The organism is Bittarella massiliensis (ex Durand et al. 2017) (assembly GCF_017566145.1).
GTDB lineage: Bacteria > Bacillota > Clostridia > Oscillospirales > Ruminococcaceae > Bittarella > Bittarella massiliensis_A.
On record NZ_JABFCL010000008.1, the window covers coordinates 18996 to 30829 of the forward strand.

Annotated in this window: 11 protein-coding genes and 1 pseudogene; 4 read left to right on the forward strand and 8 right to left on the reverse strand. The window is 48.0% G+C overall.

Annotation, left to right across the window (positions count from 1 at the left end; genetic code table 11):
* Nucleotides 1-25 precede the first annotated feature (25 nt).
* From HJY11_RS09100 to dcm (HJY11_RS09125), 6 genes are all read right to left on the reverse strand, one after another.
* Nucleotides 26-406 (reverse strand): MerR family transcriptional regulator, encoded by a 381-nt coding sequence (locus tag HJY11_RS09100; protein ID WP_208075724.1) that lies wholly within the window; start codon nt 404-406, stop codon nt 26-28.
* 46 nt (nt 407-452) lie between these two features.
* The gene (locus HJY11_RS09105; protein ID WP_208075659.1) at nt 453-1619 is read right to left on the reverse strand and encodes an iron-containing alcohol dehydrogenase; all 1167 of its coding nucleotides are present in this window, start codon (nt 1617-1619) and stop codon (nt 453-455) included.
* 124 nt (nt 1620-1743) lie between these two features.
* The gene (locus tag HJY11_RS09110; RefSeq protein WP_243764379.1) at nt 1744-2151 is read right to left on the reverse strand and encodes a cupin domain-containing protein; all 408 of its coding nucleotides are present in this window, start codon (nt 2149-2151) and stop codon (nt 1744-1746) included.
* 675 nt (nt 2152-2826) lie between these two features.
* Nucleotides 2827-4464, reverse strand: a complete 1638-nt coding sequence (locus HJY11_RS09115; protein WP_208075660.1) for a DUF6119 family protein — start codon at nt 4462-4464, stop codon at nt 2827-2829.
* A 59-nt stretch (nt 4465-4523) separates the two neighbouring features.
* Nucleotides 4524-5747: a DNA (cytosine-5-)-methyltransferase gene (gene dcm, locus HJY11_RS09120; protein ID WP_208075661.1), complete on the reverse strand. Its 1224-nt coding sequence runs from the start codon at nt 5745-5747 to the stop codon at nt 4524-4526.
* 51 nt (nt 5748-5798) lie between these two features.
* The gene (gene dcm, locus HJY11_RS09125; RefSeq protein WP_208075662.1) at nt 5799-7034 is read right to left on the reverse strand and encodes a DNA (cytosine-5-)-methyltransferase; all 1236 of its coding nucleotides are present in this window, start codon (nt 7032-7034) and stop codon (nt 5799-5801) included.
* Between the two features lie 65 nt (nt 7035-7099).
* Between dcm (HJY11_RS09125) and HJY11_RS09130 the strand changes: the two genes are divergently transcribed.
* The 3 genes from HJY11_RS09130 to HJY11_RS09140 are packed head-to-tail and all read left to right on the forward strand — an operon-like array spanning nt 7100 to nt 10090.
* Nucleotides 7100-8491, forward strand: coding sequence for a Sau3AI family type II restriction endonuclease (locus HJY11_RS09130; protein ID WP_243764380.1), 1392 nt, complete (start codon nt 7100-7102; stop codon nt 8489-8491).
* A 5-nt stretch (nt 8492-8496) separates the two neighbouring features.
* Nucleotides 8497-9630 (forward strand): hypothetical protein, encoded by a 1134-nt coding sequence (locus HJY11_RS09135; RefSeq protein WP_208075663.1) that lies wholly within the window; start codon nt 8497-8499, stop codon nt 9628-9630.
* Nucleotides 9611-10090, forward strand: coding sequence for a very short patch repair endonuclease (locus HJY11_RS09140; protein ID WP_208075664.1), 480 nt, complete (start codon nt 9611-9613; stop codon nt 10088-10090). Before HJY11_RS09135 ends, HJY11_RS09140 begins: the two co-directional genes overlap by 20 nt.
* Nucleotides 10091-10144: 54 nt before the next feature.
* On the opposite strand, the pseudogene HJY11_RS09145 reads toward HJY11_RS09140, so the two are convergent.
* Both HJY11_RS09145 and HJY11_RS09150 read right to left on the reverse strand, forming a co-directional pair.
* A pseudogene (locus tag HJY11_RS09145) lies at nt 10145-10550 on the reverse strand (Arm DNA-binding domain-containing protein); the annotation flags it as partial.
* 2 nt (nt 10551-10552) lie between these two features.
* Complete coding sequence (locus HJY11_RS09150; RefSeq protein ID WP_208075665.1) at nt 10553-10753, reverse strand: DNA-binding protein; 201 nt, start codon at nt 10751-10753, stop codon at nt 10553-10555.
* A 188-nt stretch (nt 10754-10941) separates the two neighbouring features.
* Here HJY11_RS09150 and HJY11_RS09155 point away from each other — a divergent pair, with 188 nt between their 5' ends.
* Entirely contained in the window at nt 10942-11472 is a 531-nt protein-coding gene (locus tag HJY11_RS09155; RefSeq protein ID WP_208075666.1) for a helix-turn-helix domain-containing protein, read from the forward strand.
* Nucleotides 11473-11834: the final 362 nt, after the last annotated feature.

The window sequence follows — 11834 nt, forward strand, 5'->3', positions numbered from 1 at the left end:
CGGCCCTCTGTGGCCGGGTCGGCGATCAGTCCCGACTGCGGCGCAGCTTGTTCCCGGCAGCTGCCAGCCGGTCGTAGCCATCGATCTTGTAGTCGGGCCTTGTCAGCACCGCCTGCATCTCCTCGATGCGCTCCGCCAGCCGCTGCCGCTGCTCCACCAGCAGTTTGCGGGCGGGGGCGGTCTCCTCCCCCTGTTGGAAGAGGGCGACATACTCCACCAGCGACTCGATGGGAAGCCCCGCTCCCCGCATGCACTTGATGAACTCGCCCCAGCGGCAGTCCTCCTCGTCGTACTCGCGGATGCCGCCGGCGCTGCGGTGTACCGGGGGAATCAGACCGATGCGCTCATAGTAGCGCAGGGTGTCGGCAGACAGGTCGTAGGTGCGGCTCACCGCGGCAATGGTCATGGCGCGGTCCTCTCTCATCTGGTTTGCCCGGGCGTCTGTTTGCCCCCTAGAGGCAGGCGCGGAAGATGGCCTCCACGTCGGCCGGGCGCAGGGGGCGATAGCCCTGCAGCACCCCGTCGCCGCAGGCCTTTTTGGCCATTTCGGCAAAGTGGGTGTCGTCGATGCCCAGGGCGGTGAAGGTACTTTTCAGTCCCAAGGTGTCAAAGAGGAAGGAAGACAGCCGGGCAATGCCCTCTCTGGCGGCCTCCATGTCGGGCAGGGCGGCGTCGACCCCGAAGACGCTCTTGGCAAAGCGGGCGAGGCGGGGGGCGCTCTCCTCGTCGAGGACGTGTTCCAGCCAGCGGGGGGTGAGGATGGCCAGCCCCAGGCCGTGGGTGATGTCGTAGAAGGCGGAGAGCTCGTGCTCCATGGGGTGGCAGCTCCAGGCGCAGGTCTGGCAGGTGCGGGTAAAGCCGTTGATGGCCCAGGAGGAGGCCCACATCAAATTGGCCCGGGCCTCGTAGTTTTCGGGTTCTGCCAGCGCCACCGGGGCCGCGTGGACCACCGTCTCCATCAATCCCTCCATCATCCGATCGAGCATGTGAAGACTGCCCTCGGCGTTGAAGTAGGTCTCCATGAGGTGAGAGAGGATGTCCGCCGCTCCGCAGGCGGTCTGGTAGGGCCCTACGGTGTAGGTGGCGGTGGGGTCGAGGAAGGAGACCTTCGGCCGCATGGAGGGGTGGCCGCGGCCGATCTTGTCCCGGGTTTCCAGGTTGCTGATGACGCCGCCCGCGTCCATCTCCGAGCCGGTGGCGGACAGGGTCAGCACGGTGACGATGGGCAGGCAGTTGGTGATGGGAGCCTTGTCAGTCAGCAGGTCCCAGGCGTCGCCGTCGTGGTAGTAGCCCGCGCCGATGAACTTGGTGGCGTCGATGGTGGAGCCGCCGCCCACCGCCAGCAGCACGTCGATCTGGTGCTCCCGGCAGAGGGCAACCCCCTGGTTGACCGAGGTGATGCGGGGGTTGGGCTCGATGCCCGAGAGCTCAAAGAGGGTGAGTCCCGCCCGCTCGATCTCCGCGACAACGCGGTCGTAGAGGCCGGTTTTTTTGATGGAGCCGCCGCCGTAGGTCAGCAGTACCCGGGTGCCGAATTTCTTCAGCTCCTCCCCCAGGTGGGAGAGCTGGTCGGGCCCGAAATAGACCTTGGTGGGAATATCGTAAACAAAGTTCTGCATTGGAAAAACTCCTTTCGTCTGGTCGGCGGGAAGGTCAGCTGTAGCGCTCCGCCAGCGCGAGTTCCGCTCAATTCTATTTTAAAGCGCCGGTTGGCCGGGGTCAATAGTCCGCTTGAAGGGATTTTCAGTGCAGGCAGCGGCAGGTCTGCTCGTCCACCGGTTCCAGCCACCCGGTCGAGCCGCCGTCGGTGGGCACTTCGATTGCAGATGGGAAAACCAGCTGCCGGGCGCCACGCCGTGCCAGTGCTTGACGTCTGGCGGAATGTTGACCACATCTCCCGGGCGTTTTCGCCCCAGGCCTGGTAGTACCCCCGCCCCCGGTGACCAGCAGGATCTGGCCGCCTTGGCGGTGGACGTGCCAGTCGTTGCGGCAGGCGGGGGCAAAGGTGACGTTGGCGATACTCACCCCTCTGTCGGTGAGCATTGCCAGATAGGATTGCCCGCTGAAATGGGCGGCAAAGGCGGTGTTTTTCTCCCCCATGGGGAAGACGGCGCCGCCGCCCAGGTCGTGCAGTCTCTTTTCTTCGTTCATCTCTCATTCCCCCTCAAAAGGCGGCGCTCAGAAGTCGCCGCTTTTCTGTCTGATTCCAGGATAAACCCTGGAGTTCGCTCCAAGTCAAGGGGGGATTTGTACAGTTTTTCGGAGAATTTTCCAATATGGAGTGCAGGTTGTTGCTGGGCAATCGCGAAGGGAGTGAAAGAGGAGTTTTTGGAGCAGATGGATTGTGGGTTTCTACGCCTTTCCGCCGCAGCCGTATGGAAGCCGATCCGTTTAAGGTGGGTTTGCGCCGGTCCGCTCTGTCCGTCCCCTTTGGCAGAAGAGGCCGCTTTTCTCAATCGCGTAAAAACAAAAGACCGCTCGGCAAATGGCCGGCAAATCTACCGGCTATCTGCAAAGCAGTCCGACATGCGCCTACGACAACGATCCCACAATTGTGGGGATGTGGGCTCTCAACTGGCGGAGGGGAGCTCCGGCCGATGCAGGCAGTGGCATTGTGCCGAGGGTGGGAGGGCTCGTCTTGAGAAAAATCCCCCAGCAGCCGTACAGCTGCTGGGGGATTTGACTTGCTTATTCCCACTCGCTCCTGTTCGAGGAAAACTAAGCGCTTTTAGTTAGTGGAAATCACTTCTCATATCACGATTATCTTCATTATCAGAATAGGATAGGCTATCTGATTTTGTGTTGCCATAGTGTTGCCAAAGTTTTTTAGTTCAATCTATAATTGATATAAATCATAGGGGTAAATCCTTGCAATCTTACTTCCTTTTTCCACTGATCCAGTCTGTTTTTGAGCATGAGCATATCCAGCTGATTCAACTGTGGCCGCCCATCTACATCTTCGATATGTGTCTGTGTTTCTAATACAAACCACAAGACTACTGTATTGATTTTAGGGACATTAGGCAAGTTCCCTTTTTTATACAGCTTAAGAGCCGTCAAAGATTGGTCTACAGCGTAACATAGTTTAGAAGATGCACTACCTATTTTTACTGCACACATCATTCCGTCTTTGTATAGGTCCATGACCTCAATATTACAGCCACCTATTTTCACATCAACACGGTCAAAGTTCTGAAATCCATTTTCTTGCTCTCGTAGCAAGTTATATGCTCTCTCTGCATAATACTTTTGTTTAAGCGCTTTTTTTATGGCTGCCTCATCCTGTCCCTGATAACGAGGCTCATTTTTCTCTTCTTCATATTTCTGGTTTATAAAATTATCGTGCTGCTCCCTTGAAAAATCAAATGCAGGATTATATTTTACTTCTATTTCAGCAATTGAGTCTCTCAGATAAGACAAATAATCATCATTATATTGATACCAAGTCCCTTTTGATAATAGACATTTTTGTCCGTCATCTGTATAATCGATTAGATCTCTTACCTTCTTCGTTACAACTGGATGTCCATTATATAAGCTTATCACAGAAATATTCAGCAGAGTTCGACTATAATCCCAGCCGCTTTCATCGCAAAATCTTTCAATTTCCGCATTCGAGAGAGATGAAACATTTTTTTGCTGTCCTTTGTAACTCAACTGAAATTCTCCATCATTGTGGTTGAAAATTTCTGTTACACCGATAATATCCAACTCGGATATGTTAACTTGCGTTGGATTTTCAGCAACTGCCGTCAATAGACTTCCTTCTAACAATTGCAATTTATCTGTATCTTTGATTCTCGCAAAAACAGGAATATGATACTTGTCCTCGCTATGTACAAGAACAAATTCCACATGCTGTATCAGTTTCAGAATTTCTATCAAAGACTCTTCTGCGGTTGAGAATCGAATTGAACTTCCAATTTCAATTGCAGGCTTATACAACGTAAAACCCTCTTCTAATTTCACCTTTGCCTTTAGTTTCGCGAAAGACTCTCCACTATCAAACTCCAACTCACTGTAATTAATATAGGTATTTACTGTTTTATTACGCCGTGAATTAGGTGTCGTTAATGTAGTTGTCTTAATTTCCTGATAGGGAAGTTTACGAGCAAACCTAAAACCAAACTCCCTATCACAAAATTTATCCACTAAAAAATATGAATGGCCAAATGTTACTGCATATGTTATTCCATCGTCTTTTTCTACAATAATAATTCCCTTTGGTGCAGTTGATACTTCTATTGATTGCTCATGAAATTCTTCCAATACCCAATTCCAGGAAATCTCTTTGCTTTCTCCGGGACGAGACAAATATAAGGACAGGCCAAAATTTTCTACTATCCCAGTTTCATTTTCTGATTCCAAAAAGATAGTATCCCTAAGTTCCATTTTTTGCGCCAATTCTTGAAGAAAAAGTCCTTGCTTTTCCTCATCAATTCTGTATAGATTGATGCTTCCCACATTCTTCCCTCCTTAAAAACAGCTTGTATTCTATATACTATCATGCAATCTACTAAAGATCAAGTTATATCATCGATTATTTTCCCAATTGCAGTAACCAAAGGGACCACTAAGGCATTTCCCATCGTAAAATATCTCATCCGCTCTGGCATACCCTCGGTCCAGCCGTCAGGGAAGCCATTCAATCGCTCACATTCAACAGGTGTTAAGGTACGCAGCCTTTTTGTTTTTGGATCCACGACCACATGGGTTGTTCGGTTGACATTCGACTCGCTGGTCAACATCGTTCTGGACGGCCTATCCAGGGGTTCTGGAAAGGCTACTGCGCCTTCAGAAAAATAGTAGGTACTTCCATCCTTCCTATGCCGCAATTCGTTTTTAGCGCCCTTCATATAGCGCCACCGGGGCAGGTCCTCTTCCTTGACAAAGTAACGACTGTCTATCTCTCCATCCTGCAAAATATCCCGGATAGGAATGCAATGTTCTATCTCCGGCATCACATCCACCGAATAGATACGTCCATTCATCATGGCACCAGCGTTATAAAAATATACAGACTGTTCCCTTGATAGACTTGCCATATCTTCATAACTGAACTCATCAATCCAGTTATCCAAATAAGACCTCCCATGTCCACTGAGAGGGAATGCTTTTGCCAAGACCCCAGCGGTCATAACATGGGTATGCATCCTTTTCACACCATATCGACAAGTCTCTTCTGCAAATTGCTTAAAAATTTCCGTATTGTTATGATATACCAATAAGAAAGTACGTCTACGCCGCTGGGCCTGACCGTAATCAGCTGCATTGATTACACGCCATTCTACTGCATACCCTTTTTCATAAAAACACCTGAGAATGATAGATAAGTCCCTGCCTTTTTGTTTTGCGGGAGAACGAATCAGTCTATCCACATTCTCCAGTAATACATATGAAGGTCTTTTCTTATCCAAAATTTCGTCTATTTGCCACCATAGCACACCTTTTTTACCTTCAATGCCCTTTGCCCCTTTTTTCGCAATAGAATAGTCTTGGCACGGAAAGCCACCTACCAGTAAATCATGGTCAGGAATTTGCTCTTTGTCGATTGCTGCAATATCTTTGCATACATGGTCATGAGATTCGCCAAAGTGTTTTGCATAACACCTGAATGCCCATTGATCCTCCGTCGACGGCTCCCATTGATTGGCCCACACTGTCTGGAATCGCTCTGAAGCCTGTTCCAGAGCTAATCGGAAGCCGCCAACACCAGCAAATAATTCAACTGTTCTTATTTTCTCCATGGTGGCCTCCTGTAGACAAAGGGACACACCAATAACGGTGTGTCCCTTGTTTTACATGATTTCCAACAGTTTTTCGCCCATTTTTTCAATCAGCGGCACCACAAGGGCATTACCCATGATGAAGTATCTCTGTCGTTCTGGCGTACCTGTATCGGTCCACCCTGTATCGAATCCATTGATTCGCTCACACTCCTCAGGAGTCAGGCGGCGATATTTTCCGGTGAGCTTATCTGTAATGACATGACTACTACGGTTCGCTGTACCCTCACTGGTCAACATCGTTCTGGCTGGACGGTCCAACGGGTCAGGGAAAGCGATGGCTCCCTCTGAGAACTGGTAGATGAATCCCTCTTTTGAGGTTCGCTCGATTTTTTTAGAACCCTTCATGTACTTCCATTTCTCTATTTGATCCTGAGAAATAAAATACTTATCGTTTACGGGCTCCTCAAGAACAATATCTCCCAACAGTTTCTGTGGGCCATTATAGTCAGGACTCAGTTCTTCCGAATAAATTTTACCAGCATACATTACACCGCTGTTGTAAAAAGCTGCATGGAACATATCGCTGACAGTGACCAAATCCTCGTACTCGTCCAAGTCCAGTTCGGTAGACTTTTTCTTGTCGTGGTGTTCCTGCTTCACAGGGAAGCTTTCAGCAAAAAAACCATCCCTGACCAACCACTCAAACTCGCCTTCAGTTTCCATATGTTTTTTGATTCGAGCAAATTGTTTTGTTGTATCCTTGAATGCAAAAATGAAAGTACGGCGACGACGTTGGATATCTCCATATTCTGCTGCATTGATAACTCGCCACTCGACAGCGTAACCTTCATCATATAAGCATTTTAGAATAATACCAAAATCTCGACCACGCTGCTTCGTAGGAGATTTCAAAAGGCGGTCAACATTTTCCAATAAGATAAATTGGGGATGCCGCTTGCGCACAATATCGTTGATTGACCACCAAAGAACACCTTTTTTACCTTCGATACCCTTTGCCCCAGTACTTGCAACAGAATAATCTTGGCAAGGGAAGCCTCCGACCAATAAATCATGCTCCGGCACCTGTTCAATTACGGTTGAAATATCTTTATTAACGCAATGTGCATCCGCACCAAAACGCTCAGAGTAGCACTTATATGCCCACTGGCCTTTTTGACCAGGTTCCCACTGGTTCGCCCATACAGTCCGGAATACATCTTTGGCACATCTTTCGAGGCCCACACGGAAACCGCCGACGCCAGCAAAAAGTTCGACTACACGAACATTCTTTTTGTTGTTAGCCACTTTCGCATCACCTCTCAATTTGATATAATGGATATACTTCCATAACTTTATTAGTATAGCACATCTTGATTGAAAGATCAAGCGCTATTTTCGGAATCGAGGTGATTTTTGTGGAAGGAACAGCTTATACCACCAAAGCCGCTATTTTGCAGAGAGCCACCGAAGTTATCGGTATCCCTATGAAAGACATCGATAAAACCGGGCGGATTCAGACCGGAAAAGGTGCAATTGGTACAGTTATCGAAGAAAGCTGGTTTGGCTATACTCCCAACTCTGAAGCTGAGCCCGACTTTCCTGAGGCAGGTGTAGAACTCAAGGTCACGCCTTATGTTCATAAATCCGGGAACATCCGTGCAAAGGAGCGTTTGGTCTGCAATATCATCGATTACATGACCGAGTATGATAAAACTCTTAGAACCAGCTCCTTCTGGCATAAATGTGAAACGATGTTGCTCATGTCCTATGAACACAGGTACGATGTTCCCAAGAGTGAGTACACTATCGACAAAGCGGTCTTGTTCACTTTCCCAGAAGAAGATTTGGCCATCATCGAGCATGACTGGGAAAGCATCATGAATAAAGTCCGCTCCGGCAATGCCCATCTGATTTCCGAGGGCGATACGATGTATCTGGCTGCCTGCACCAAGGGTGCCAACGCAAAAAGTGTCCGCCAGCAGCCTTTTTCTGATATCCCCGCAAAACAGAGGGCGTACTCTCTGAAGTCTTCTTATATGACGCATATCTTGAATGCGTACATCTTCGGGAACCAGCAAAATGAGCATATCATCAAGGATCCCCGTATCCTGCAGAAGCACAGCTTTGAACAGCATATCATCGATGCAGTTTCTCCCTATATTGGTTTGACCCAAAATCAACTCCAGCATCGATTCGGACTTGACTGTAAAGCGAAAAATCTGAATGAGGTCCTGCTGGCCAAGATGCTCGGCGTGTCCGGAAAAATCGCATATACCGACGAGTTTCAAAAGGCAAGCATCGTACCTAAAACCATCCGAGTCCGGCGTGATGGAACGATTAAAGAGAGTATGTCCTTCCCCACCTTCGATTTTATTGAGTTGAGCCAGGAGGAATGGGAGGATTCCACTCTCCGCAACTACCTCGCCCCGACAAAATTCTTGTTCGTCATCTTCCAGGAAAACGCTGCTGGTGAGTTAGTATTTGACCGTATCCAGTTCTGGAACATCCCTGACGTAGACCTTGATGAGGTCCATCGTGTTTGGGAGAAGACCGTACAGATCATTCGGGAAGGCGTGAAACTTTTTGACTCTCCCCGAGGTGTGCGAAACAACTTACCCAAGAGTTCTGAAAGTCGTGTAGCTCATGTCCGCCCACACGGAAAGAACGCTGCCGATAAATTGCCATTACCTGATGGCCGTATGATGACCAAGCAGTGTTTCTGGCTCAATAACACCTACATTGCCGAACAAATCCGGAGGTGATCAGCATGGCCGGTTATGTCTTTGCTATCGGAAAAACTCCTGACCCTATCGATACCATTCGCACCTTTGCGGAAAGAGGTATTTACTCCACATACATCAATAGTTTGTACCCTCTTTCCTTTGAGGGAACTTTAGCGGATTATCTCTCGATGCGTCCTGGTGATAATATCTATTTTTTCTGCAAACGAAAATTTTATGGTATCGGAGAACTCGTTTCTGTGGGGCCTGACTGTAAATACTGCAATTTTCCTTCAGCCGCTAAACGAGAAGACGTTACATACAATGATATCCAGGATGATTTGCTATTGGACGAAGGTCTTAAAAGTCCTAAATATCGGTGGCTATGCACCTTCAGAGGTGCTCCACACTTTTTTGAATCCGGTGTTGATATGGATGAGGTCCTTACCTATAAACCTCAAACATTCAAGATGCTGAGAGCTTTTTGGAAAGTTTCCTTTATCAAACTGGGAGATGAAGAAAATCAATCCCTCAGGGAAATCTTCTTGCTTCGGCATCAAGAAGAACTTGCTACACATACTCACGTATTACCCGAAAACGATACAGCGAAGGAATCTCTATTATCAAAATCTCTAACCGACTATATCATTACTCCTCATGATATGTTATCCAATTGTCATGAGGGCGACCGGGTGAAGCATGAGATGGCATTAGAAGCCAATGTTGTCTACGATTTATGCCAGGACCGTATTCCTGAATTGGGACACTGGGATTATGTTTCACACCAGGTCATCGCATCCCCGTTCAAGCCAGTTGATTATATGGACAAAATCGATGTGTTTGCTGTGCGCTACCTTCCAGGTACATCCGTTCCCTGTAAATACCTTGTCGTTGAATTGAAGAAAGATATCGCTGATGCCGACGCCATCGATCAAGTTCTAAAGTATGTGGATTGGGTCTGTAAGGAATATGCCTATGGTGATTATAGCGCTATCGAAGCATGTATCATCACCGCCGGAACACCATCTATCGTGCAGCAGCATTACCTTGATGTAGTGCAGAGAAATTATGCCTTGGGCAGCCACCCGATTCGAAATGAGCAATGGAATGCGTTGAAGCTTCTGCGATATTCATATCAGGATGGCACAATAAACTACTACGATGAAACACCAGAAACTTGATACGACTCCAGACATTTCCAAACGTATGTCACATGTGCATCTAAAAAAAGGAAAAGCTGAAACCACTCTTGCTAAAGCACTTTGGCATCAGGGGTATCGCTATCGACTGAATTATAAAAAATTACCAGGTTCTCCTGATATTGTCATCACAAAGTATCGAATCGCTATTTTTGTAGATGGAGAATTTTGGCATGGTTACGATTGGGAAAATAAAAAAGACAAACTAAAATCGAATCGAGAATTTTGGGTTGAAAAAATCGAAGAAAATATCCAAAGAGATATCCGTAATGACAGATTGCTCCTATCTTCCGGATGGATTCCTCTTCATTTCTGGGAAAAAGAAATTAAAAAGGATTTAGATGGATGCGTTCAGTCTATTCTGGATGCCATTATTCAAGTCGAAACTCAGCGTTGTGAAGACAAAGAGCCACTTTTCCCTGGTAGTGATTTTAGTGAGTAATATTATTTTTGAAATCATACTCCCCAAACAGACACTCTCGATTTAAATAACATGTTGATTGTGGACGGTCTTTAAGTAGGTGGGCGAGTAGGGCTTGCCCTTGGAATCCGTCAACTCCCCGAATCTCATTCTGCCAGTCCATCACGTCCTTGGCCGTAATCTCCGAGAGCTTGCGCTTTCCAAAATACGGGAGGATTTTCTTCTTGATGATACTTTCCTTTGTCAGCCAGGTATTCAGCTTCAGCTTGGGCTTTACGTCCTTTTCATAGAGTTCGGCAAAGCTCGCAAAGGTCATGGTCACATCCGCCTGTTTCTGCATAAGGAACTCCTACTCCCATGCCTGGGCGTCCCTCTTGGTGGCAAAGCCCCGCTTGCACTTCTGCTTGCGCTCCCCTTTCCAGTCCGTAAACCAGCACATGGCGTACCATGTGCCGCTGTCAGCATTTTTGTAAACCGACATTTTCAAACACTCCTTTCGTCTTTGTTCCTTGTGCCATAGAATTTTTCGTGGAAGAACTTTCGGTCAATCCGGCCCGATATGGTGATACAGCCTGTTTTCCTCAATTCTTCATTCATGGCGCGAATCAGCTTGTAGGCGTAGGGGACGGAGACGCCTAATTCCTCGGCTACCTCCTCCACCCGCATGAACATCTTTCCCGCCATTGGTTGGTCACCTCCCTTCACGCTGGCTCTAAACTTATTTGCTTAACTGATTGCGCTAAGCAAATAAGTTTTAGTCAAGCGGTTTGCGGAATACTTTTTAACTTTTTTGTTTAAGATGCTCTTGGCTATCACTAAGCGAAAATATTATACTGTTTTCGACAGAAACCACCAGATAGGAGTTGGCAATGATGGCGATAGGGGAGCGGATTCACTTCTTCCGCAGCTTGCGGGGCATGACACAGAAATATCTTGGCATGGCGGTGGGGTTCCCGGAGCGCACCGCCGATGTTCGCATGGCGCAGTACGAATCCGGCACCAGGACGCCCAAGGCCGACCTGACTTCCGCTCTGGCCCATGTGCTGGACGTATCGCCCCAGGCGTTGAACGTCCCGGACATAGACAGCTACATAGGCTTGGCCCATACGCTGTTCACCTTGGAGGACACCTACGGCCTGACGGTCAAGGAGGTTGACGGCAAGGTTTGTCTGCAAGTAGACCCCGCCAAAGGGCGTACCGCAGAGGAACTGCACAAGATACTGACGGCATGGCGGGAACAGGCGGCAAAGCTGGAAACCGGGGAAATCACCCAGGAGGATTACGACAAATGGCGCTACCGCTACCCCGAACTGGACACCACCCAGCGTTGGGTCAAGCTTCCCTCGCAGAAGTTGAGCGATATGCTGTCAAAGGATTTGAAGAAGTTTACAAAGGGCAGATAGCAAAAAACGGTCTTGCCGATTTTCAAAAATCAGCAAGACCGTTTTTCTGCCTGTTGGACTTGTCACCTGCAAACCGCTGGCGCGGTTGCAAAAAGTAAAACAAGTTCGTTTAGGCCGTTGTTATCAAATCGTTATCAAAATGCAAAAGGAAGTCCCCAAAGCCCAGTGTTTACAAGGCTTTGGGGACTTCGTGATTTATTCCCACTCGGCAAATTCAGATATAGTAGGGTGTATTTGAGGTGATTTCGCAGGAAAAACTTTCGCAAATATGTTAATATTCCACCTGCTATTTTCGGCTGTAAAGTTTATTAGTATCAAAATAGTATCACAAAAGGCTGGGAAATACAACAGAATTATGTGGA